The 23,607-nt window shown below is 54.9% G+C and carries 20 protein-coding genes and 6 tRNA genes; 16 read left to right on the top strand and 10 right to left on the bottom strand.

The window, feature by feature from the left end:
- Positions 1-248: 248 nt before the first annotated feature.
- A complete protein-coding gene (locus tag HX773_RS08135; RefSeq protein ID WP_304623162.1) occupies positions 249-1,940 on the top strand; it encodes a sensor histidine kinase in 1,692 nt (563 codons plus the stop codon).
- Positions 1,937-2,662: a LytTR family DNA-binding domain-containing protein gene (locus tag HX773_RS08130; RefSeq protein ID WP_176971135.1), complete on the top strand. Its 726-nt coding sequence runs from the start codon at positions 1,937-1,939 to the stop codon at positions 2,660-2,662. Before HX773_RS08135 ends, HX773_RS08130 begins: the two co-directional genes overlap by 4 nt.
- 34 nt (positions 2,663-2,696) lie before the next feature.
- Here HX773_RS08130 and glk read toward each other — a convergent pair whose 3' ends face one another.
- Both glk and HX773_RS08120 read right to left on the bottom strand, forming a co-directional pair.
- Positions 2,697-3,662 carry a glucokinase gene (gene glk / locus HX773_RS08125; RefSeq protein WP_061717891.1) on the bottom strand — a complete coding sequence of 322 codons (966 nt, stop codon included), beginning with the start codon at positions 3,660-3,662 and terminating at the stop codon, positions 2,697-2,699.
- A 160-nt stretch (positions 3,663-3,822) separates the two neighbouring features.
- Positions 3,823-5,475, bottom strand: a complete 1,653-nt coding sequence (locus HX773_RS08120; RefSeq protein ID WP_176971134.1) for an alpha-keto acid decarboxylase family protein — start codon at positions 5,473-5,475, stop codon at positions 3,823-3,825.
- Positions 5,476-5,689: 214 nt separating this feature from the next.
- Between HX773_RS08120 and mgrA the strand changes: the two genes are divergently transcribed.
- On the top strand, positions 5,690-6,679 hold the full coding sequence (mgrA, locus tag HX773_RS08115) for an L-glyceraldehyde 3-phosphate reductase (protein WP_176971133.1): 990 nt from the start codon (positions 5,690-5,692) through the stop codon (positions 6,677-6,679).
- A gap of 160 nt (positions 6,680-6,839) precedes the next feature.
- Positions 6,840-7,196 carry a DUF2502 domain-containing protein gene (locus tag HX773_RS08110; RefSeq protein WP_176971132.1) on the top strand — a complete coding sequence of 119 codons (357 nt, stop codon included), beginning with the start codon at positions 6,840-6,842 and terminating at the stop codon, positions 7,194-7,196.
- Between the two features lie 45 nt (positions 7,197-7,241).
- Here HX773_RS08110 and HX773_RS08105 read toward each other — a convergent pair whose 3' ends face one another.
- Positions 7,242-8,483 carry an Nramp family divalent metal transporter gene (locus HX773_RS08105; protein ID WP_008101352.1) on the bottom strand — a complete coding sequence of 414 codons (1,242 nt, stop codon included), beginning with the start codon at positions 8,481-8,483 and terminating at the stop codon, positions 7,242-7,244.
- Between the two features lie 369 nt (positions 8,484-8,852).
- On the opposite strand from HX773_RS08105, the gene HX773_RS08100 reads away from it, so the two are divergent.
- From HX773_RS08100 to HX773_RS08085, 4 genes are all read left to right on the top strand, one after another.
- Positions 8,853-10,043, top strand: coding sequence for a NupC/NupG family nucleoside CNT transporter (locus tag HX773_RS08100; RefSeq protein WP_176971131.1), 1,191 nt, complete (start codon positions 8,853-8,855; stop codon positions 10,041-10,043).
- A gap of 192 nt (positions 10,044-10,235) precedes the next feature.
- Positions 10,236-11,324 (top strand): LLM class flavin-dependent oxidoreductase, encoded by a 1,089-nt coding sequence (locus HX773_RS08095; RefSeq protein ID WP_176971130.1) that lies wholly within the window; start codon positions 10,236-10,238, stop codon positions 11,322-11,324.
- Positions 11,325-11,329: 5 nt separating this feature from the next.
- Positions 11,330-11,920, top strand: a complete 591-nt coding sequence (locus HX773_RS08090; protein ID WP_176971129.1) for a cysteine dioxygenase — start codon at positions 11,330-11,332, stop codon at positions 11,918-11,920.
- A complete protein-coding gene (locus HX773_RS08085; protein ID WP_176971128.1) occupies positions 11,913-13,529 on the top strand; it encodes a rhodanese homology domain-containing protein in 1,617 nt (538 codons plus the stop codon). The genes HX773_RS08090 and HX773_RS08085 overlap by 8 nt, the downstream gene beginning before the upstream one ends.
- Before the next feature lie 127 nt (positions 13,530-13,656).
- On the opposite strand, the gene HX773_RS08080 is transcribed toward HX773_RS08085, so the two are convergent.
- Both HX773_RS08080 and HX773_RS08075 read right to left on the bottom strand, forming a co-directional pair.
- Positions 13,657-13,732: transfer RNA gene (locus HX773_RS08080), tRNA-Ala, on the bottom strand.
- 42 nt (positions 13,733-13,774) lie between these two features.
- Positions 13,775-13,850, bottom strand: a tRNA-Ala gene (locus HX773_RS08075).
- Positions 13,851-14,212: 362 nt separating this feature from the next.
- Here HX773_RS08075 and HX773_RS08070 point away from each other — a divergent pair.
- Positions 14,213-15,001, top strand: a complete 789-nt coding sequence (locus HX773_RS08070) for a formate/nitrite transporter family protein (RefSeq protein ID WP_176971127.1) — start codon at positions 14,213-14,215, stop codon at positions 14,999-15,001.
- Positions 15,002-15,112: 111 nt separating this feature from the next.
- A complete protein-coding gene (locus HX773_RS08065) occupies positions 15,113-15,466 on the top strand; it encodes a YfeC-like transcriptional regulator (protein ID WP_008102134.1) in 354 nt (117 codons plus the stop codon).
- A 35-nt stretch (positions 15,467-15,501) separates the two neighbouring features.
- Here the strand turns inward: HX773_RS08065 and gltX are convergent, their stop codons facing one another.
- Positions 15,502-16,923 carry a glutamate--tRNA ligase gene (gltX, locus tag HX773_RS08060; protein WP_101763585.1) on the bottom strand — a complete coding sequence of 474 codons (1,422 nt, stop codon included), beginning with the start codon at positions 16,921-16,923 and terminating at the stop codon, positions 15,502-15,504.
- A gap of 273 nt (positions 16,924-17,196) precedes the next feature.
- On the opposite strand from gltX, the gene HX773_RS08055 reads away from it, so the two are divergent.
- From HX773_RS08055 to HX773_RS08035, 5 genes are all read left to right on the top strand, one after another.
- Positions 17,197-17,272, top strand: a tRNA-Val gene (locus HX773_RS08055).
- Between the two features lie 49 nt (positions 17,273-17,321).
- Positions 17,322-17,397: transfer RNA gene (locus HX773_RS08050), tRNA-Val, on the top strand.
- A gap of 41 nt (positions 17,398-17,438) precedes the next feature.
- Positions 17,439-17,514, top strand: a tRNA-Val gene (locus tag HX773_RS08045).
- A gap of 4 nt (positions 17,515-17,518) precedes the next feature.
- Positions 17,519-17,594 (top strand) — tRNA-Lys (locus HX773_RS08040).
- Positions 17,595-17,755: 161 nt separating this feature from the next.
- Positions 17,756-18,088, top strand: a complete 333-nt coding sequence (locus tag HX773_RS08035) for a FlxA-like family protein (protein ID WP_176971126.1) — start codon at positions 17,756-17,758, stop codon at positions 18,086-18,088.
- Here HX773_RS08035 and HX773_RS08030 read toward each other — a convergent pair.
- Positions 18,085-19,005 (bottom strand): LysR family transcriptional regulator, encoded by a 921-nt coding sequence (locus tag HX773_RS08030; protein ID WP_176971125.1) that lies wholly within the window; start codon positions 19,003-19,005, stop codon positions 18,085-18,087. The two genes, HX773_RS08035 and HX773_RS08030, sit on opposite strands and share 4 nt — an antisense overlap.
- 102 nt (positions 19,006-19,107) lie before the next feature.
- Here HX773_RS08030 and HX773_RS08025 point away from each other — a divergent pair, with 102 nt between their 5' ends.
- Complete coding sequence (locus HX773_RS08025; protein WP_101763582.1) at positions 19,108-20,109, top strand: bile acid:sodium symporter family protein; 1,002 nt, start codon at positions 19,108-19,110, stop codon at positions 20,107-20,109.
- Between the two features lie 31 nt (positions 20,110-20,140).
- On the opposite strand, the gene HX773_RS08020 is transcribed toward HX773_RS08025, so the two are convergent.
- The 3 genes from HX773_RS08020 to zipA all read right to left on the bottom strand — a co-directional run bounded on the left by HX773_RS08020 (position 20,141) and on the right by zipA (position 23,425).
- On the bottom strand, positions 20,141-20,359 hold the full coding sequence (locus HX773_RS08020) for a DUF3820 family protein (RefSeq protein ID WP_176971124.1): 219 nt from the start codon (positions 20,357-20,359) through the stop codon (positions 20,141-20,143).
- A gap of 1 nt (position 20,360) precedes the next feature.
- Positions 20,361-22,379, bottom strand: coding sequence for an NAD-dependent DNA ligase LigA (gene ligA, locus HX773_RS08015; protein WP_176971123.1), 2,019 nt, complete (start codon positions 22,377-22,379; stop codon positions 20,361-20,363).
- 68 nt (positions 22,380-22,447) lie between these two features.
- The gene (zipA, locus tag HX773_RS08010) at positions 22,448-23,425 is read right to left on the bottom strand and encodes a cell division protein ZipA (RefSeq protein ID WP_176971122.1); all 978 of its coding nucleotides are present in this window, start codon (positions 23,423-23,425) and stop codon (positions 22,448-22,450) included.
- Positions 23,426-23,607 lie beyond the last annotated feature (182 nt).

Genomic DNA, 23,607 nt, shown 5'->3' with positions numbered 1-23,607 from the left:
GTCGGCGCACGCTTTCGCTAATCCTCTTTTTGTTGGTCAAGTTTTCCTCTTTTTGGGGAGGTCGCCATGAATGGCGACCCTACAAAGGCAAAGTTCGATTGCCATTTATGGCGACCTGCATGTTAAAAATTGATCTCGACTACGAGAAAGGTCTGCAGAATGCTGTGGCGCTGGCGGATCGTGATCACATTTTTTATCATAGCCTCCCGTTTCTTGCCTGAGAGATGCCCTTGCCTTCCCACTTCGACATGCTGCTGGCGGTTTTTGACCGCGCGGCGCTGATGCTGATTTGCCTGTTCTTCCTCACTCGTACACGGGTGTTTCGTCAGCTGCTGCAAAAAGATGAGCATTCGGTGCGCGAAAAAGTGGTGGTCACGGCAATATTCTCGCTGTTTGCGCTGTTCAGCACCTGGTCCGGCATTAACGTCGACGGTTCACTGCTCAATGTGCGCGTGATTGCGGTGATGTCCGGCGGCATTCTGTTTGGTCCGTGGGTGGGCATCGCCACCGGCGTGATTGCTGGTTTACATCGCTATCTGATTGATATGGATGGCGTCACGGCGGTGCCTTGCCTGATCACCAGCATTATTGCCGGCATCGTTTCGGGCGTGATTAACCGGCGGGTGAGTAAAGAGCAGCGCTGGCGCGCCGGTATTCTCGGCGGCATGCTGTGCGAAAGCCTGACCATGCTGCTGATTGTGTTGTGGGCCAAGCCGATGACGCTGGGCCTGGCGATTGTGTCCGAGATTGCGCTGCCGATGATTCTGGGCGCCTCAAGCATCGGTTTAATCGTGCTGCTGGTGCAGAGCGTCGAGGGTGAAAAAGAGGCGATTGCGGCGCGTCAGGCCAAGCTGGCGCTGGAGATCGCCAACAAAACGTTGCCGCTGTTTCGTCAGGTTGATAGCCAGTCGCTGCATAAAGTGTGCGATATCATCCGCACCGACATTCACGCCGATGCGGTCGCCATCACCAATAACAAGCAGATTCTCGCTTACGTCGGTTACGGCGAGCAGAATTACCACAACGGCGATGATGCCATTAGCCCGACCACCGCACAGGCAATCGCCAGCGGAAAAATCATTATTAAAAACAATGATGAGGCGCATCGCACCAAAGATATTCACTCGATGCTGGTTATTCCCCTTTGGGAAAAAGGGGAAGTGACCGGCACGCTAAAAATCTATTATCGCCGTGCGCATCGCATCACCGGTTCGCTGAAAGAGATGGCGATTGGGCTGTCGCAAATTATCTCAACGCAGCTGGAAGTGTCGCGGGCTGAGCAGCTGCGCGAGATGGCGAACAAGGCTGAATTGCGCGCGCTGCAGAGCAAAATTAACCCGCATTTCCTGTTTAACGCCCTGAATGCTATTTCCTCTTCGATCCGTCTTAACCCGGACACCGCGCGTCAGTTGGTGATCAATCTGTCGCGTTATCTGCGTTACAACCTCGAACTCAACGATGACGAGCTTATCGATATCAAGAAAGAGTTGTGGCAGGTGAAGGATTACATCGCGATTGAGCAGGCGCGTTTCGGCGATAAGCTGTCGATGATTTATGACGTGGATGAAGATCTGCACTTCACACTGCCCAGCCTGCTGATTCAGCCGCTGGTGGAGAACGCCATTGTGCACGGCATTCAGCCTTGTCGCGGCAAAGGCGTAGTAACGCTGAGCGTGAAGGATTTAGGCGATCGGGTGCGCGTCGCGGTGCGCGATACCGGCGACGGCATCAGCGATGATGTGATGAGCCGCGTGGCGCGAAATGAGATGCCGGGCAACAAGATTGGTCTGCTGAATGTACATCATCGCGTGAAGCTGCTCTCCGGCCAGGGCTTGGTCATCACCCGCCATCATCCCGGCACTGAAATCGCCTTTACGCTTAGCAAGAATGGTCAGCGGCTACCTGCGCCGCTGCGCCCCACCACGGAAACCGCCACGTGAAAGCCATCATCGTTGAAGACGAGTTTCTCGCCCAGCAAGAGTTAAGCTGGATGATTCAGCAACACAGCCAAATCAGCGTTGAGGCCTGCTTTGATGACGGGCTGGAGGTGCTGAAATATCTGCAGAACCATCGGGTGGATGTGATTTTCCTCGACATCAACATTCCTTCGCTGGATGGCATGCTGCTGGCGCAAAACATCAATCAGTTTGCCCATAAGCCGTTGATTGTGTTTATCACCGCGTGGAAAGAGCATGCGGTGGAAGCGTTTGAACTGGACGCGTTTGACTACATTCTCAAGCCGTATCACGAGTCGCGCATCATGACGATGCTGCAGAAACTGGAAGCCAGCGCCCAGCAGCAGTCGCAACCGAAAAATGCGGCAACCAGCTCACCACAAACCGTCAATCTGGTGAAAGATGAACGCATTATCGTCACCGATATCAACGAGATCTATTACGTTGAGGCGCACGAGAAGTTGACGTTTGTGTATACGCGGCGCGAAGCCTATGTGATGTCGATGGTGATCAGTGAGTTCTGCAGCCGTTTGCCGGAACAGCAGTTCTTCCGCTGCCATCGCTCTTACTGCGTCAACCTGAGCAAGATTCGTGAAATCGAGCCGTGGTTTAACAATACCTATTTGGTGAAGTTGCGTGATTTGGATGCGCAGGTGCCGGTGAGTCGCAGCAAGGTGAAAGCCTTTCGGCAGTTGATGAGGTTATAAGGCGAACGGCGGATGCCGCCGCTCGCCTGCGTGCTTACAGCTCGCGGCCCAGCACCTGACGCAGGTGCGCACCGGCGCCAAGTAAGCCCGGCTGATCGTGGGTGATCATATACACCGGAATATCGACCAGGTAATCACGGAAGCGACCTTTATCTTCAAACGCCGCGCGGAAACCGGACGCTTTAAAGAAGTCGAGGAAGCGCGGCACGATGCCGCCCGCGATATAGACGCCGCCGAAGGTGCCCAGATTCAGCGCCAGGTTGCCGCCAAAACGGCCCATAATCACGCAGAACAGCGATAGCGCGCGACGGCAATCGATGCAGCTGTCTTGCAACGCGCGTTCGGTGACATCTTTTGGCTTGAGGTTTTCTGGCTCACGCTCATCAGACTTCACGATGGCGCGATACAGATTGACCAAACCGGCACCCGACAGCACGCGTTCAGCCGAAACGTGGCCAATCTCCGCGCGCAGCACTTCGAGAATTTCACCCTCTTCTTCGCTGTTCGGTGCGAAGTCAACGTGACCGCCCTCGCCCGGCAAGCTGATCCAGCGCTTATCCACGTGCACCAAATGGCTGACGCCGAGGCCGGTGCCCGCACCGTAAATGGCAATCGGCTTACCTTCAACGGGCGCTTTGCCGCCGAACTGAATCACTTCCTTTTCGCTCAGCATCGGAATCGCCATGGAAACGGCGGTGAAGTCATTGATGATTTCCAGGCTTTCCAGCGCCAGATGCTCTTTCATCACTTTGGTCGAGAACGCCCAATCGTGGTTGGTCATCTCCACCCAATCGCCGGTAATCGGACAGGCAATGGCGATACAGGCGTGCTTAATGTCCTGTTTTTGCTCGTCAAGATAGTGACGAATCACCGCTTCGAGATTGTCGTAGTCTGATGTTGAGAAGGTTTGGGCTTGCGAGATAGCGCCGTTTTCTACCTCACACAATGCGAGACGGGCATTGGTACCGCCCACATCGCCGACCAGGGCGTATGTTGTCATTCTTCTGCTGCTCCGCTTGGGTCATAAACAATTGCAGGACACTATAAAAGCCTGCCAATAAAACAACAACGCCCACCTGCACGATGGGCGTAATCCATTCAAAGATGCTGCACAGCCTACCGATCACCTGCCCGACTTCCCAGCGGCAACTTTCCGAAATTTAGCCACTATTGCGCTGATGCAGTGCGGCGGTGACCTTACGCAGCAGCGGCGGCAAGTCCTGTTTGTCCATCACCACTTCCACCAGCGACAGACGCCGATTCCGCATTAATTGCTCCATCACCGCGTCGAGTTGCACCGTTTCGCTGACGCGCCAGCTCTGCGCCGCACACTGCTGGCTCAGCGCCTGCGGCAACGCGGTCCAGTTCCACTGCGCGATATCGTTGTAACGTTGCTCAGCACCGTGAATCGCGCGCTCAACCGTATAACCCTCATTATTAATCAAGAAGATAATTGGCTGCTGACCGTCGCGTAGCATCGAACCCAACTCCTGAATCGTCAGCTGCGCAGAGCCATCGCCAATAATCAGGATGACCCGACGATCCGGCTGCGCGGTTTGCGCACCAAAAGTGGCGGGTAAAGTATAGCCAATCGATCCCCACAGCGGTTGCACCAGCAGTTGCGCATCCTGCGGTAAACGCAGCGCCGCCGCGCCAAAGGCCGCAGTGCCTTGATCGGCGAGGATAATATCACCGGGCTGTAGGAAGCGCTGCATCGCGTGCCAGAATGCCTGCTGACTGATTACCGCCGCAGCAATTTGCTCACTTTCCTCGCACTCAGGCGCATCTGCCAGCCGCCAGTGCGCGCAGTGGCGCTGATAAATCGGCGTCAGCGCCGCCAGCGCCTGCTGCATGCTTAACGGCGCAAACACCTCGCCCGCGACCGTAGCCTGAAACGGCTGCAGATCGATCACGCGCTCGGCAGGCAGATTTTGCGTGAAGCCGGCGGTTAAGGTGTCGGTAAATCGCACGCCGACGCACAGCGTAACGTCGGTATCTTCGATCGCCTGACGCACCGCATCGCTGCTGCCTTGCGCGGCGTACGTACCGACGTAACCCGGCAGCTGCTCGTTCAGCACGCCTTTGCCCATCAATAAGGTGGCAGCAGGAATCGCACGCAGCTGGCGCAACGCCTCAAGCTGCGGCTGCAACTGCCAGCGCGAGGCAAGGAAATCCGCCAACAGCGCCACGCGTTGCGCCGGTGCCAGCAAACGTTCTGCCGCATCGGCAAAGGCCGCAGCAACCTGCTGAGGGTTTTCTGCAGCTGTGACTTTCTCGCCAGGGAACGTAATTTCAGCCGCCGCCACATCCACCGCCAGCAATAAATAGCCGGGACGATGTTGCGTTAGCGCCTCGCTGATAACGCGATCGATCTCCGCCACCGCGTTTTTCGCCGTCAGCACCGCAGATGCCACACTGACTTCCTGCGCCATACGCAGGAAATGACCAAAATCGCCGTCGCCCAGCGAATGGTGCACGCAATCACCCTGCTGCTGTGCCTGACTGGCGGGCGCGCCAACGATATGAATCACCGGCACATATTCGGCATAGCTGCCAGCGATACCGTTAATCGCGCTGAGCTCGCCGACGCCAAACGTGGTCAGCAGTGCCGCCGCGCCGTTGCAGCGCCCGTACCCATCTGCCGCATACGCCGCATTCAGTTCATTGGCGCAGCCAACCCAGGCAATGTCGGGATGCGCAATCACGCTGTCGAGGAATTGCAGGTTGTAATCGCCCGGCACGCCGAACAGATGTCGGATGCCGCTTTGCTGTAATCGGTGCAGTAAATAATCGCCAACGTTGGGGGTTTTCATCGACAGCTCCTTGTTAAGGGGATAATCAGGAGTATTAGCGATGTGGCTGAATTGGCGAGATATTCACCATCGTGGCGCGGTGATTTGTGGCAAGCATTCGTTACGACGACAGATAATTCTGTAAGTTGCGATCTTCGGCGCGTTTCGCCTTAGTGTAAACGCATACACTGCTATGCTGATGTCACTTTCTCCCCTATTGAGACAGGAACGCTGCATGAGTGCTTTTCCCCATCCCGAACGTTATCAACAGATGCAATACCGTCGCAGTGGCCGTAGCGGCCTGAAGTTACCGGCGATTTCGCTGGGTTTGTGGCATAACTTTGGCGACAGTACGCGTGTCGATAACAGCCGCGAACTGCTGCGCCATGCCTTTGATCGCGGCATTACCCATTTCGATCTCGCCAATAATTACGGCCCGCCACCGGGATCGGCCGAGTCCAACTTTGGTCGCATTCTGCGCGAGGATTTTCAGGGGCTGCGCGACGAGCTGGTGATCTCAACCAAAGCCGGTTACACCATGTGGGACGGCCCGTACGGCGATTGGGGTTCACGCAAGTATCTGATTTCCAGTCTCGATCAAAGCCTGAAGCGCATGGGATTGGAGTACGTTGATATCTTCTATCATCACCGTCCCGATCCCGAAACGCCGCTGGAAGAGACCATGCGTGCGCTGGATCAGGTGGTGCGTCAGGGCAAGGCGCTGTATGCCGCCATCTCCAACTATCCAGCAGACAAAGCCGCCGAAGCGATTGCGATTCTGCGCGACCTCGGCACGCCTTGCCTGATCCACCAGCCGCGTTATTCGATGTTTGAGCGTACGCCTGAGCAGGGTTTACTGGATGTGCTGGGCGACAACGGCGTTGGTTGTATCGCCTTCTCGCCGCTGGCGGGTGGCGTGTTAACCGACCGCTATTTGCAGGGCATTCCGCAAGATTCGCGCATCGCCAGCGGCAGTAAATTCCTGAATGAAAACCAGTTGACTCAAGAGAAGATGGAAAAAGTGCGTCAGCTGCAGGCGATCGCCCAGCAGCGCGGCCAGAAGCTGGCGCAGATGGCGCTGAGCTGGGTGCTGCGCGATGCGCGTGTCACCTCGGTGCTGATTGGTGCCAGCAAAACCGCGCAAATTGATAATGCGGTTGAGATGTTGAGCCAGCCGGTGCTGAGCCAGGACGAGATCGACGCCATCCACAATATCTTAGTGTAACCGTTTACCCGCCCGGCATTTGTCGGGCGTTTTCCGCAGCAGAAAATTCTCATTTCAGATTTCCCTCAGCGTTTTCAGACTGATTCTCAAGGGCTTACCTGGTCCGATGTGGCAAACTAGCGCAACGGTGGCAGTTATAAGCTACTGAAAAGGAGAAGTTATGAAACGTGCCATTTTGTTTGCCGCCTTGCTGGCAACCTTATCCCCGTTGGCTATCAGCACAGCACAAGCCGACAGCGCCACCATCAATTTGGGTCCGGGCGTTACGCTGCATCTCGGCGATCGCGATCGTCACGGTAATTACTGGGACGGCGGTCGCTGGCGCGAGCCGCGCTGGTGGAACGATCGTTATCAGTACAACGATCATCGCTGGTGGCGTCACGAAGAGTGGAAACGTCATCGCGCCTATGAACGTGAGCGCGAACGCCGCTGGCATGAGCGTGAACGTCGTGAACATCACCGCCACGACCATCGACATGATGATCGTCGTGGTCATCGCGATCACCATCATCACTAAACAAAAAATCCCGCTCAATGGCGGGATTTTTCTTTTCTAACGCCGTTACCAACCGAGCGCTTCGCCGACCAGCAAATAGAGATTGAGGGCGATCACCAGCACCACAATCAGCCGCCCGGCATTTTGCATCAGGCGCGAGTTCACCATCTCATCGCCCATCAATTCGCGGTTGCCGGTAAAGGACAACAGCGGAATCAGCGCCAGCGCGATACCAAAACTCAACAGCACCTGACTCATCACCAGAATGCGCGTCGGATCCCAGCCCGCCCAAATCACTATAAAGGAGGGCAACATGGTGATGGTGCGGCGGAACCACAGCGGAATGTGGAAGCGGATAAAGCCCTGCATCACCACTTGTCCCGCCAGCGTGCCGACCACGGTAGAGGAGAGGCCGGCAGCCACCAGACTCAAACCAAACACAATCGCCGCGGCTTCACCCAACAGCGGTTGCAGCGTTAAGTAAGCCTGATCGAGATCGACGATGCTGGAGTGACCGCTGAAGTGAAACGCGGCGGCGGCGGTTGCCATCATCGCCAGATTCACAAAGCCAGCGATGGTCATGGCGATAGCCACATCCAGCTTGGTTGAGCTGTAGCGTTGCGCCTTGCTGCCTTTGTTGCCGTGCTGCGTTAGCGCCGAGTGCAGATAAATTACGTGCGGCATAATGGTAGCGCCTAACACGCCAGCAGCAAGGAATACCGCATCCGATGTTGGTAGCGATGGCAGCGCCATGCCAACCACAAGCTCACTGACTTTGGGCTGGGAGAAAAACAGCTCCACAATATAAGCCGCCGCCACAAACAGCAGCAGACCGCCAATCACCAGTTCCAGCGGCTTCTGTCCGCGACTTTGCAGCATCAGAATCAGGTAGGTCGCGATACCGGTTAACACCGCGCCCTGCAGCAGCGAGATGCCGAGTAATAGCTTGAAGCCGAGCGCCGCGCCGATAAATTCAGCAAGATCGGTGGCCATGGCGATAATTTCCGCCTGCACCCAATAGAACCACACCGCCGGACGCGGGAAGCGATCGCGGATGTGTTCTGCAAGATTTTTGCCGGTAGCAATGCCCAGCTTGGCGGACATCAGCTGGATCAGCATCGCCATGACGTTGGCCCACACCACCACCCACAACAGCTTGTAGCCGTAGGCGGCGCCGGCCTGAATGTTGGTCGCGAAGTTGCCGGGATCGATGTAGCCAATCGCCGCAATAAAGGCGGGGCCCAGCAGCGCGAGTTTGATCTTTCTGGCTCCGCGAGCGGCGCGCTCGGCGGTGCGGCTTTCTAGCATAGTTTTACCCTGTCCTAACGCTTGTTGACCTGTCCAGATTAAGGGTCATTCAAGGCAGATGAAATTTGGTTATAGTTATTGTATTAATAGATGGTGCTATAAAGTATAGCCATTGCTATACATTGCGGTAAAGGCAGTTCTTGCTAAAAATAAGTGCAACGCAAATGACTCTACTCTTGGGTCATTTTATAGACAATGTTTTTGTGGATATTTCTTGTGATGAATTTGTAATAGGGTTGTGAGCGGTCAGACTTATCTGAGAAAAAACGCGATAGCGAATACTTATAATGTGGTTTTGATCTCGTTTTTAAGTAACGCGTTACATAGAATACGCAACAAAATACAACCCTCCTCAAATTTGGAGCCGACATGTCCCATGTTTTGCATTTTCTTTTAGCACTAGTGGTGGTAGCGGTGCTGGCCTTGCTGGTCAGCCACGATCGTAAAAGCATCCGTCTTCGTTATATCGTTCAACTTCTGGTAATCGAAGTTCTGCTGGCCTGGTTCTTCCTGAACTCATCCATCGGTCTCGGCTTTGTGCAGGGCTTCGCCGGTTTCTTTGATCATCTGCTCAAATATGCCGCCGAAGGCACCAACTTCGTGTTTGGCAATATGAGCGAAAAAGGTCTCGCTTTCTTCTTCCTCAACGTGCTTTGCCCCATCATTTTCATCTCTGCGTTAATCGGTATTTTGCAGCACTTCCGCATCTTGCCGTGGGTGATTCGCGGCATTGGTACCGTGCTGTCAAAAGTAAACGGTATGGGCAAACTGGAATCCTTTAACGCTGTAAGCTCTCTGATTTTGGGACAGTCAGAAAACTTCATCGCCTATAAAGATATCCTTGGCAAAATGTCACAGCGCCGCATGTACACCATGGCAGCGACTGCAATGTCGACGGTTTCCATGTCGATTGTCGGCGCTTACATGACCATGCTGCAGCCAAAATATGTGGTGGCCGCGCTGGTACTGAACATGTTCAGCACCTTTATCGTGCTGTCGCTGATTAACCCGTACCGCGTGGATAGCGAAGAAGATCTGCAACTTCAGGATCTGCATAAAGGCCAGAGCTTCTTCGAAATGCTGGGCGAATACATTCTCGCCGGTTTTAAAGTTGCGATGATTGTTGCCGCAATGCTGATTGGTTTTATCGCCTTGATTACCGGTCTGAACGCGCTGTTCGATCTGATTTTCGGCATCAGCTTCCAGGGCGTGCTGGGTTATGTGTTCTATCCATTTGCGTGGGTGATGGGCGTTCCTTCACACGAAGCGCTGCAAGTGGGCAGCATCATGGCGACCAAACTGGTTTCCAACGAATTCGTGGCAATGATGGATCTGCAGAAAATCGCCGGTCAGCTGTCGCCACATTCGGAAGGTATTCTCTCGGTGTTCCTCGTCTCCTTCGCTAACTTCTCCTCTATCGGGATTGTGGCGGGTGCGATTAAAGGTCTGCACGAAGAGCAAGGTAACGTGGTTTCACGCTTCGGCCTGAAACTGCTGTACGGTTCAACGCTGGTGAGCGTGCTGTCAGCCGCTATCGCTGGTCTGGTGTTGGCCTTCTGATATAAGGGGCGAGCTGCGGCTCGCCCTTCTCTTCTTAATTATTTCAATCGGTTCTATCCCGCGTCGCCTGCGCTTTTCCCCCGCTATCACCCGCTTTACTGTTAAACGCAAAACCTTTGCACAATATTGAATTTCCGTTCACACCGCCTGCGCCCGTAGTTTTTCTCCATGACGTCACTTCAGGAGAACCGCATGAGCATTCAATTCCTTGGCATGATTGGCCACCGCCTCGCCTCCGAAATCATTCCGGCTAGCGGCCCGCTGTTCGATAAAGATTACATTGCGCGTTTTGCGCGGGCGCACGAAGACGCCGGTTTTGATCGCATTCTGGTGGGCTATTGGTCGGATCAGCCGGATGGCTTTCTGGTCACCGCGCACGCGGCGGCACACACTTCGACGCTGAAATTTTTGCTGGCGCATCGTCCCGGTTTTGTGTCGCCGACATTAGCGGCGCGCAAACTGGCTTCGCTTGATCACCTCACCGACGGCCGCTTAGCGGTGCACATCATTAGCGGCGGCAGCGATGCCGAGCAGCGCCGCGACGGTGATTTCCTCAATAAAGCCGAGCGCTATGCGCGTAGCGATGAGTTCCTCACCGTGTTGAAGCAGAGCCTTGAATCCACGCAGCCGTACGATCATCAAGGCCAGTTTTATCAGGCCGAGCAGGCGTTCTCAGCCATCAAACCGCTGCAGAAAAAACTGCCGATCTATTTTGGCGGATCGTCGCAGGAGGCGATTGATGTTGCAGCACGCCATGCCGATGTATTTGCGCTGTGGGGCGAACCGCTGAAAGGCGCGGAAGAGACGGTACGCAATGTGCGTGCCGCTGCCGCCAGACAGGGCCGCGCCATCAACTTCAACATCTCGTTCCGGCCGATTCTTGGCAAAACTGAAAAAGAAGCATGGGAACGTGCGGAGCACATCCGCGCCACGGCCGAGAAACAGCTCAACGAAAGTGGCTTTGCCTTTGGTAAGGCGAAGCCGCAAAGCGTTGGCGCCCAGCGTTTACTTGCCGCCGCCAATGAAGGCGATCGTCTGGATAAAGTGCTGTGGACCGGCGTCGCAAAACTGGTTCAGGGCGGCTACAACTCTACCGCGCTGGTGGGAACGCCGGAGCAAGTCTCTGATGCGCTGCTGGAATATTATCGCCTTGGCATTCATAGCGTGCTGATTCGCGGCTTCGATCCGCTTAACGATGCGGTGGAATATGGCCGCGAGCTGATCCCGCTGACGCGCGAGAAAGTCGATGCGCTCTCAGCGGCCGACAAAAGGAGCGCCTGAAGCTTATGAGCCAGTATCAGCACCAGCGCCTGCGTGATTTTGTCGCCAATCTTGCCAACCTGCTGGATACGCAGCCGGAGGAAGCCACGCTGTTACAGCATGGCAGCGCGTGGCTTGGCGAGTTGATTCGCCACGACGACTGGCTGGACGACGCCTTTACCCAACCTCATCCCGAACACTATCAACAATATTTGTTGTATGCCGATGCGCAGCAGCGTTTTTCGGTAGTGAGTTTCGTCTGGGGACCGGGCCAGCAAACGCCGATTCACGACCATCGCGTTTGGGGATTGATTGGCATGCTGCGCGGCGCGGAAATATCACAATCCTGGCAGCCGGGGCCGAACGGATTGCAGCCGGAAGGCGCGCCAGTCCGACTCGATCCCGGCAGCGTTGAAGCGGTGTCGCCGACGGTGGGCGATATTCATCGCGTCAGCAACGCCTATGACGATCGCGTCTCCATCAGCATTCACGTTTACGGCGCCAACATTGGCGCGGTCAAACGCGCGGTCTACCGCGAAGACGGCAGTGAAAAAGCATTTATCTCCGGTTACAGCAACCGTTACTTACCGAACATTTGGGACCTTTCACATGACTAAACCGGTTTTCCCTTTACGCCAGGCGGCGGAAATTATTGAGGCCCTGCGTCAGCAGCAGGAAGTGGCGATTGTCGATGTGCGCGATGAAGCGCTGTTTGCCACCGCGCATCCGCTGTTTGCGGTGAATATTCCGCTGTCAAAACTGGAGCTTGAGCTGCTGGACCGCATTCCGCAGCGCACCACCGCAATCACGCTGTATGACGGTAACGAAGGCCTGGCGCAAACCGCTGCCGAGCGCATTGCCGCGCTGGGTTACAGCAATGTCGCGCTGCTGGCAGAGGATTTGGCCGGCTGGCAAGCGGCGGGCGGCGAACTGTTTATCGACGTGAATTCACCCAGCAAAGCCTTTGGCGAGCTGGTTGAGCATCACAATCACACGCCTTCCTTGTCTGCGGACGAGGTACATCAGCTGATTAACAGCGATGCCAATGTGGTGGTGCTCGATGCGCGCCGTTTCGATGAATATCAAACCATGAGTATTCCAGGTGCCACCAGCGTGCCGGGCGGTGAACTGGTGCTGCGCGTGCGTGATATCGCGCCATCGCCGGAGACCACAGTGATTGTGAACTGCGCCGGTCGCACGCGCAGCATCATTGGCACGCAATCGCTGGTGAATGCCGGGATTCGCAATCCGGTGTTCGCGCTGCGCAATGGCACCATCGGCTGGACGCTGGCCGGGCATGCGCTGGATAAAGGCCAGTCGCGCCGCTACGGCGAGGCCAGCGAAACCGCTCAGCGTCAGGCGGCGAACCATGCGCGCAGCATCGCCGATCGCGCCGGTGTGGAACGTATCCCGCTCGCCACGCTGAAGCGCTGGCAGCAGGAGACGCGCACCACTTATCTGTTTGATGTGCGTGATGCCGACGAATACGCTGCCGGGCATCTGCCTGGCAGCCGCCACGTGCCGGGAGGTCAACTGGTGCAGGAGACCGATCATTACGCCAGCGTGCGCGGTGCGCGCATCGTGCTGATTGATGATGACGGCGTGCGCGCCAATATGACCGCATCCTGGCTGGCGCAGCTTGGCTGGCAGGTTTCGGTACTGGAGGAGCTGCAGGCCAGTGATTTCAGTGAAACCGGTAACTGGAAAGCGCAGGTGCCGCCCGTCGCTCAACCCGAATTCATCTCACCGCAGCAGTTAGCGGAATGGCTGCAGGAAGGGCAAACGCAAGTGCTGGATTTCACCACGCGCGCGAACCATCTCAATAGTCATATTCCGGGCGCGGCCTGGTTGCTGCGCTCTACCCTGCAGCAGCAAGGCAAAGCATTGTTGCCGGAGGCACGGCGCTATGTTCTGACCTGCGGCAGTAGCCTGCTGGCGGGTTATGCAGTGGAACAAGTGGCTGAGCTGACCGGCAAACCGGTGTTTGTGCTGGAAGGCGGTAACGCTACCTGGCGCAGTGCGGGTTTGCCGACGGAGCAAGGAGAGCAGCAACTGCTGTCACCGGCCATCGATCGCTATCGTCGCCCGTATGAAGGCACCGATATTGAAGCGGGCGTGATGCAGGCGTATCTGGACTGGGAATACGGTTTGGTGGCGCAGCTGGATCGCGATGGCACACACGGTTTCCGGGTGCTGCAGTTGCAGCCGCAGGCTGTTACGGCCTGACAATCATTGCGCGTTGTACAGTAATGTGGTCGCCATAAATGGCGACCCTACAACGACAAAAATCGCAATTGATTGCGTTGCGTTTATAAGGTGATTTTTTTGAATGTGTTCAGAACGAACAGAGATTTGGTGGAGATAAGCGGGATCGAACCGCTGACCTCTTGCATGCCATGCAAGCGCTCTCCCAGCTGAGCTATACCCCCACATCTGGAAATCATTTTTCGGTCAAACCGTTGGGAGCGGTTTGGTGGAGATAAGCGGGATCGAACCGCTGACCTCTTGCATGCCATGCAAGCGCTCTCCCAGCTGAGCTATACCCCCGAACCGAAAAACTGCCGAGTAAACTCGACGGACGGGATAATATGAAACCGCCCCTTGAGTGTCAACGTCAAATTCTCGTTCTGTGTTTGATCGCTGAAAAAGGCGTCAACCCCGCGTCAGCATGGCTTTTTTTTCAACACTCCATCCCGGTTCGCGACTATTTATATGCGTCATCCGGCAATGCTTCCCTAACCCAACCTCAACCCAGCGTTAACTTAAGGTTAAAGATGTTAGGAACAGTCTTGTTTTCGTTAAAAGTGCGTGTAAAACTTAGCGCGCTAATTAACCGGTCATCCTGCCAGGGTGTTCTCTCAATGACCGGCCAGCAACGTCCCCATTAATCCATAAAAGAAAAGTGAACTATGTCGCTGCATACACCTAAAGAGATCGCCCAACTGGCGATTCAAGCTGGCGTGGCTAAAAGCCGCCTGCCTATCTCCACCTTGTTGATTCTTGGCTTTATGGCTGGTGCGTTTATCGCCACCGGCTTCCTGCTCGATCTGCATGTCATTAACCAACTGCCTGCTGAATGGGGTTCATTCGGCGTGCTGCTGGGTGCCGCGGTGTTCCCGGTCGGGTTGATCATGACAGTGCTGGCGGGCGGCGAGCTGCTGACCGGCAATATGATGACGATGCCCATCGCCTGGTTCGCACGTCGTATCAGTGGCTTCAGCGTTCTGCGTAACTGGTTTTGGGTTACCGTCGCCAATTTCATTGGTAGCGTTGCCGTAGCATGGTTTTTTGGTCACATGCTGGGCATGACCGAAGGCGATTACCTGAAGAAAACCGTAGCGATTGCGCACGCTAAAGTGAATGCCGATTTCCTGCACGCCTTTATTTCCGGCGTGGGCTGCAACTGGCTGGTGTGTCTGGCGGTGTGGCTCGCCTTCGCCAGCAAAGATGTGGTGGGTAAAATCTTCGGTATGTGGTTCCCGGTGATGGCGTTCGTGGCGATTGGCTTCCAGCACGTTGTCGCTAACATGTTTATTGTTCCGGCAGCGATTTTTGCCGGCCAGATGAGCTGGGCGGAATTTGCGCCAAACGTGATCGCGGTGTTCCTCGGTAACGGCGTGGGCGGTGCAATTTTTGTTGGCCTCACCTATTTCATCGCTTTCCGTCCGGAACAACCCGCAGTGAGCGAAGCGCATTAACCGAATTTTGCCTTTTGTTGGAGAGCAGAAGGCATTTTCTGTTCAGGTTACTTTTCCCCGTTACGTTTTGTTGTAATATGTAGAACTAATGTATTTAACAGGGACAGCATCGTGAAAAAGGAATGGCTTACCCCCGAGGAGCTCGCGCTGGAAACGGGCTACAGTCGGCAAACGGTGAATAAATGGATCAAGCGTGAAAACTGGACAACCACGCCAAAGCCCGGTGTTCAGGGCGGTAAAGCGCGATTGATCCATATTGATGAGCGTGTAAAGAGCTTTGTTCAATCCACCCGCCACGCGAACGAACCGGCGGCTAATTACGGTGCACAACAAAATACGTTACCTGCGTTATTAATAAATTCTGTCCAGCAAATGACGGCAGCGGAGCAAGAGCAATTTGCGGCGTTGTTGTTGCGGGAGGGAATTCGGGGCGTACTGGAACGTCTGGGGATTCAGGAAGAATAAATAAGCCGGAAGCAGATGCTTCCGGCTTTTTCATATTATGCGTTTGCTTCGCGCTCAGCGATGAATGCCAGCGCTTTTTCAATACGCGCAACGCTGCGGCTGCGACCAATCGCTTCCACCGTTACATCCAGCGCTGGCGACTGACCAGAACCGGTCACCGCCACACGCAACGGCATACCGACTTTCCCCATCCCCAGCTCCAGTTCATCTGCCGCAGACTGAATTGCATGATGCACATTCTCTGCGTTCCAGTTGCTGTCGCTGATCGCGGCCAGTTTGTCGCGCACCACTTCCAGCGGCTGACGCGCGACCGGACGCAGATGCTTCTTCGCCGCGTCAGCATCAAAGGCTTCGAACTCTTCATAGAAGTAGCGGCAAGATGCCGCGATCTCTACCAAGGTTTTGCAACGCTCGCCCAGTAAAGTAACCAGCTTGGCCAGTTCCGGACCGGTGCGGGTATCAATCTTCTGCTGCTCAATGTGCCATTGCAGCTGCGTAGCAACGTACTCCGGCGGCAGCGTATTAATGTAGTGATGGTTCAGCCACTGCAGTTTTTCAGTATTGAAAGCACTGGCCGATTTGCTCACAGCATCAAGGGTAAACAGCTCTGCCATTTCCGGCACGCTGAAAATCTCCTGATCGCCATGTGACCAGCCGAGACGCACCAGATAGTTGAGCAGCGCTTCCGGCAGATAACCGTCATCACGATACTGCATCACGCCGACAGCGCCATGACGCTTAGACAGCTTCTTACTGTCATCGCCCAAAATCATCGAGACGTGCGCGTAGGTTGGCACTTCTGCACCGATCGCTTTCAGGATGTTGATCTGGCGTGGCGTGTTGTTGATATGGTCTTCACCACGAATCACGTGAGTGATGCCCATATCCCAGTCATCCACTACCACACAGAAGTTGTAGGTTGGCGAACCGTCGGTACGACGAATGATCAGGTCATCCAGTTCCTGATTGCTGAATTCAATCGGACCACGAATCTGATCGTCAAAGATGACAGAACCGTCCTGCGGGTTGCGGAAGCGCACCACGCACGGCTCATCAGCGGCGTGATGTTCATGGCTGTCGCGGCAGCGGCCGTCGTAACGCGGCTTTTCGCCTTTTTCCATCTGCTCTTCACGCAGCGCATCGAGACGTTCTTTACTGCAGTAGCATTTATAGGCCGTGCCTGCTTCCAGCATGTCGTCGATCACCGCGTTGTAGCGATCAAAACGCTTGGTCTGATAATACGGACCTTCATCCCAGTTAAGGCTCAGCCAGTTCATACCATCCATGATGGCTTCAATGGCTTCCGGTGTGGAACGCTCCAGATCGGTATCTTCGATACGCAGAACAAATTCGCCCTTGTTATGGCGAGCATAAAGCCAGGAGTAAAGAGCAGTACGAGCACCGCCTACGTGCAGATAGCCCGTTGGGCTGGGTGCGAAGCGAGTTTTGATTTTCATTCAGCATTGCCTTAAATGCGCAGGTTTCATTGTCTGGATGACAAAAAAACGGGTTAACGCGAAAAAACAGTGCGCACATTCTAGCAGGTGAGGCTGATTCCTCAATGATTGTCGCGGTGGCATCCCGGTTTGCTGTGCGCTTTTCTGCTAATAAAACCAGCACATTGGCTAAAAGCGCCCCACGATGATTATTTTTAAAGCGAACGCACATTTAAGTTTTAAAAACCGTTGACTCACTTTGAAGGATCCCTATAATGCGACTCCACACAGCGGGGGTGATTAGCTCAGTTGGTAGAGCATCTCCCTTACAAGGAGGGGGTCGGCGGTTCGAGCCCGTCATCACCCACCACTCTTTAGAAGGTTTAAAGATGGCCCGCAGTGAACAAGAGATAAGATATGGGTGATTAGCTCAGTTGGTAGAGCATCTCCCTTACAAGGAGGGGGTCGGCGGTTCGAGCCCGTCATCACCCACCATATCTTAGTCAGATGACACTCTTGTTAAGCAGTACCGAAGTGGGTGATTAGCTCAGTTGGTAGAGCATCTCCCTTACAAGGAGGGGGTCGGCGGTTCGAGCCCGTCATCACCCACCACTTCGGGTCGTTAGCTCAGTTGGTAGAGCAGTTGACTTTTAATCAATTGGTCGCAGGTTCGAATCCTGCACGACCCACCAATGTAGAAAGGCGCCCTAAAGGCGCCTTTTTGCTATGCATTAAATCTGTGATTAACGCGCCAAATCCCAACAAAACCTTTTCGCAAGCTTAACACTCCCTGCCCTCAAGCCTCCTTATGCTTTGACCGATAACGATAATGGTCTATTGCAAGGAGAAAACCATGTCTACCATCTCAAGCGTTAGCAGTATCAGCACGGCGAGTAGCGGCGGCGGATCGACCTCAGAAATCGCCAGCCTTAACAAACAGATTCAAACCATCACCAAACAACTGAAAGATCTTTCGAGCGACGATACGCTTACAGATGAACAAAAATCTGAACAAGAGCAGATGCTGCAATCACAGATTCAAATGATTGAGGCACAAATCGCGCAGATTGAGCAGCAGCAAGCCGAGAAAGCGCAGCAGAAACAGGAAGCACAGCAACCTGCGGCGACCAAAGCGGATGGTATTAACCGTCCAACCGATACCAATCAAATCAACGTGTACGTTTAAAACGCCGGCTTTAGCATGCGTTGTTGCGTCAGCAGGGCTGCCTGCTGACGCACTTCCTGCCAGATCGCTTCTGCAGCGGGTGTCAGCGAGCGGTTTTTGCGCTTTATCAGCATCAGGCTGCGGTTAATTTCCGGGTAAAGACGCCGCACCGTGAGTTTGCGCCCTGACGGCAATGGCAAAGCCAACGCAGGCAGAATACTGATGCCAATCCCCGCTTCCACCATCGGATAAAGCGTGGCGGGATGACCGATTTCCTGCACCACATTCACACTCAACGCCAGCTGTTGCAGCGCGGCGTCGACCAACACGCGACTGCCAGAAGCATAATCCTGCAGCACCATATTGCGTCCCGCCAGCATCGACCATTGCGCCTGTTCAGTTTGCGCCAGCTCGTCATCCTCATGACACAGCAATAAAAAAGGCTCCTGCAGAATCTCTTCGCTGTCGAAATCAGTGTCGTTAAGAGGGCCAATCACAATGCCAAAATCAACCTCCGCATTGCGTACGCTTTGCAGCACCCATTGCTGCACGCGGTCATGCAGGATGACGCGGATATCCGGATAGCGCTGCTGGCTGCTGGCCAGACACTGCGGCATCAGATGGGCAGAAGGCGTTTGGCTGGCGGCGACACGCACCGTGCCGCTGCGCTGTTCGCCATAGCTGCGCACATCCAACACGGTGGTATTGAGATCGTCCAGCAGACGATTAAGCCGCGTGGCCAATTGCTGTCCCGCTTCGGTCAGCATCACTTCCCGCGTGGTGCGATCGAGCAAGCGCACGCTCATTTCCGCTTCCAGCTCTTTAATGCTGTGGCTGACCGCCGACTGACTTAAACCAATCGCTTGTCCGGCCAGACTGAAGCTGCCGTGATGCGCCACCGCCACAAAGGTGCGCAACTGACGTAAGGTGTAATTCATCGATATCGCTCATAGATTGATGCAATAAATCAATTTTATTTCTAAACCCAGCGAGCGCACAATCAGCACCATCATTTTTTTAAATTTAACCGGATTTTAACAATGGGATTTTTACGCCTCGATCCGATGATGATTAAACTCATCATTACCGTGCTGCTGGCCAGCTTTATTCCTGCCAAAGGCGTCTTTGTCGACATCTTCGAGTATCTGACCACTGCCGCCATCGCCCTGCTGTTCTTTATGCATGGTGCCAAACTGTCGCGCGAGAAGATCATCGCCGGCAGCAGCCACTGGCGTTTGCACTTGTGGATTATGTGCAGCACCTTTGTGATTTTCCCGATTATCGGTTTGCTGATTGTCTGGTGGCATCCGGTTAACGTTAGCCCGGAGATTTACACCGGCTTTATCTATTTATGTATTCTGCCGGCGACCGTGCAATCCTCAATCGCCTTCACCTCAATGGCGGGCGGCAACGTCGCCGCTGCGGTATGTGCGGCTTCAGCATCCAGCCTGCTCGGCGTATTTGTCTCGCCGCTGCTGGTGAATCTGGTGATGAATGTTCACAGCGAAATGCCGGGCAACGGTCTGGAGCAGATTGGCAAAATCATGCTGCAACTGCTGGTGCCGTTTGTTTTAGGACATCTTTCGCGTCGCTGGATTGGCGCGTGGGTCGAGAAACATCGCAGCCTGATTGGTAAAACCGACCAAACTTCGATTCTGCTGGTGGTTTACTCCGCGTTCAGCGAAGCGGTGGTGAACGGCATCTGGCATCGCGTGGGCGTGGATACCTTGCTGTGGATTCTGGTCGGCAGCGTGCTGGTGCTGTTTATCGCACTGGCGATTAACCTGGCAGCATCGCGCCTGTTTGGTTTCAGCCGTGCGGACGAGATTGTGGTGCTGTTCTGTGGCTCGAAAAAGAGTCTGGCGAACGGTGTGCCGATGGCCAATATCCTGTTCCCGGCCAGTTCCGTGGGGATTATCGTGCTGCCGCTGATGATCTTCCATCAGGTGCAGTTAATGGTGTGTTCTTTCATTGCCCAGCGCTACAAAGCCGGCAACGAAAAACGGCTGGCGCAGCAGCAAGTAGAAGCGCAGAAGTCCTAAATACAACGGCCCGCAAATGCGGGCCGTTCTGTTATTCATGGCGCTTGAGCGGTTTGATTAAACCTTCCAGCCCTTCAATCTTGATGGTCAGCGTCAGCTGCATCAATTCGCCTAATTTACCGGCCGGAAATTCATCTTTGCGTGCGAACCACAGCAAATACTCCTCCGGCACATCAATCAGCACTCTGCCCTTGTACTTGCCGAACGGCATCACGGTATTGGCGATTTCAACCAGTTGCTGTTTATCCACGTTACGCTCCGAGCAGGCGAATCATTTCCGCTTCGTCGATCACCGGAATGCCGAGCTCCTGCGCTTTCGCCAGCTTGGAACCGGCCGCTTCACCCGCAATCAGCAAATCGGTTTTCTTCGACACGCTGCCGCTCACTTTAGCGCCCAGCGCCACCAGACGCTCTTTGGCATCATCGCGATTCATCTGCGACAGAGAGCCGGTCAGCACCACGGTTTTACCGGCAAATGGACTATCAATCTCTTCGACATTGACCACTTCAACCTGCGGCCAATGCACGCCAATCTCTTCGGTAAGATCGCGAATAACGGCGCGGTTGCTCTCTTCATCCATAAAGTTACGCACATGCGTCGCCACCACTTTGCCGACATCCTGCACTTCAATCAGCGCATCGAGATCGGCGTTCATCACCTTTTCCAGCTCGCCAAAGTGATTGGCAAGGTTGGCGGCGGTGGCTTCGCCCACTTCACGAATACCCAGCGCATAGAGGAAACGCGCCAGCGTTGTGGATTTGGCCTTTTCCAGCGCATCAACCACGTTCTGTGCCGATTTCGGGCCCATGCGATCAAGCCCGGTTAGCTTACCGGCCGTAAGACGGAACAGATCGGCTGGCGTTAAGACGTACTCTTTCTCAACCAGTTGATCGATGATTTTATCGCCCATGCCATCGACATCCATCGCACGACGCGAAACGAAGTGTTTAAGCGCTTCTTTACGCTGCGCGCCACAAATCAGGCCGCCGGTGCAGCGCGTCACCACTTCACCTTCCACGCGCTCAACGTCTGAACCGCATACTGGGCAATGACTCGGGAAGACGATTTCACGCGTTTCTTCCGGGCGCTCTGATTCCACCACGTTAACCACTTGCGGAATCACGTCTCCGGCGCGGCGAATCACCACTTTGTCACCGATGCGCAAACCCAGCCGGGCGATCTCATCGGCGTTGTGCAGCGTAGCGTTGCTCACCACAACGCCCGCAACCTGAACCGGCTCCAGACGCGCGACTGGCGTAATCGCGCCGGTGCGGCCCACCTGGAATTCGACATCGCGCACAAACGTCATCTGTTCCTGCGCCGGGAATTTAAAGGCCACAGCCCAGCGCGGCGCACGCGCCACAAAGCCGAGCTGCTCCTGCTGCGCCTGTGAATCGACCTTGATAACCACGCCATCGATATCGAAGCCGAGCGACGGGCGCTCCTGCTCAACCTGACGATAAAACGCCAGCACTTCATCGGCGCTGTGTGCCAGGCGAATACGATCGGTGACTGGCAATCCCCACGCCTTAAACTGTTGCAGACGTTGCCAATGGCTGGCAGGCATTTCACCGCCTTCCAGCAGACCAAAGCCGTAGCAGAAGAAGGTCAATGGACGTTTAGCGGTGATGCGTGGATCGAGCTGGCGCAGTGAACCGGCTGCGGCGTTGCGTGGGTTAGCAAAGACTTTCGCGCCGGTGCGACGCGCTTCTTCATTCAGCTTTTCAAAACCGCTTTCGGTGATAAACACTTCGCCACGCACTTCAACGCGTGCGGGAATGTTATCGCCATGCAGACGCAGCGGAATGGCGTGAATTGTGCGCACATTTGCCGTGATGTTCTCGCCGGTGGTGCCATCTCCGCGCGTCGCCGCACGCACCAGCAGGCCATCTTCATATAACAAGCTCACGGCTAAACCATCCAGCTTGAGCTCGCAGCAGTAAGTCAATTCGTCAGTGCTTTTAAGGCGATCCTGCACGCGTTTGTTGAAGGCAAGGAAGCCCGCTTCATCAAAGGTGTTGTCAAGCGACAACATCGGCACTTCATGACGCACTTGCTCGAAAGCGGCAAGCGGTGCCGCGCCCACGCGTTGGGTGGGTGAATCAGGTGTAATCAAATCAGGATGTGCGCTTTCCAGCTCGCGTAGCTGAACCATCAATCGGTCATACTCTGCATCCGGAATCTCCGGCGTATCCATCACGTGGTAGAGATATTCGTGGTGACGTAACGTGGTGCGCAGCGCGGTGATCTGCTCCTGAACCGATTTCATAGTCTCTTATCCGATAAAAAACCCCCGACATGCGGGGGTTGTATTTGTTTTGACTCAGCTAGCGGCGATTAACCGATAACTTCGCGAATACGCGTTTTGTAGGTTTCCAGCTTCTGCGGCGTCATCATGCGACGCTCATCATCCAGCACCACGCCGCCCACATCATCGGCGATACGCTGCGCGGATTGCAGCATCAGCTTGAAGTTCTGATTCGCATCGCCGTACGACGGCACCATCATAAAGATGGAAATGCCTGGCGTAGAGAAATTCCCCATTTGATCCGGATCGAATGAACCCGGTTTCACCATGTTCGCCAGGCTAAACAGCACCGGACCGCTGCCGGCTGGGCTGAGATGGCGATGGAAAATGTTCATTTCACCGAACTGGAATCCGGCCTGCAGGATGCCCTGCAACAGCGCTTCACCGTTCAGTTCGCCGCCCGCATGTGCAGCGACGTGCAACACTAATACCGCTTCTTTTTTACTGCCTGGCGCAGCAGCCGCTGGCTGTGGCGCTTCCGGTTGATGCGCAGCTGGCGCTTCAGGTTCGAATTCTGGCTCTTCTGCCGCCAGGAATTCAGGCGCAGGCTGCGTTGCGGAAAGCGGTTCATTATCCAGCAGCGGATCGGCTTGAATCGATTGTGGAGCAGGCGCTGGCATTGGCTTCGCCACTGGCGCTTGCGGCGCTACCGGCTTACGCACTTCCGGCTCATCATCCAGCAGCGGATCGCCTAATAATGGGTCAGCCTGACGTGATGCCGGTTGACGCACAGGTTCAGGCGCACGTTGCGCGCTAGCTGGACGTGCAGTGAATTCAGGTTCTTCATCCGCGTCACGATGACGACGTACACGGACTTCGCCGACGCCATCATCTTCTTCGCTCAGCAGATCTTCATCGGCTTCTTCGCGCTGTTTCAGACGTTTGTGCGGGCGATCACGAAACACGGAGGAGCGCTCTTTACGGCTGGTCCACAGTCCATGAAGTAGCAGCGCTATTATGGCGATCGCGCCAACAACGATTAATATCAGACGCAAATCCTGCATCATTGTATTCTCTGTTGTTCCAATACCTTGCCACCACGGCAAACTTTATCCTCTAACTGTATTTGCCCAGCTAAACAAGTGCAAGTCTGTGCAGTATTTTCTGACAAATTAGATAGCTGCCCCACGCTTTTTTGCTGTTTTTTCGCGCAAACACTGCCTGAACCCGACAAAAAGCCAGGTTATGA

This window comes from Pantoea sp. B9002 (assembly GCF_013385945.1).
GTDB lineage: Bacteria > Pseudomonadota > Gammaproteobacteria > Enterobacterales > Enterobacteriaceae > Pantoea.
Note: the sequence above shows the minus strand (reverse complement) of the source record. Positions and strands in the feature narration are given on the sequence as shown.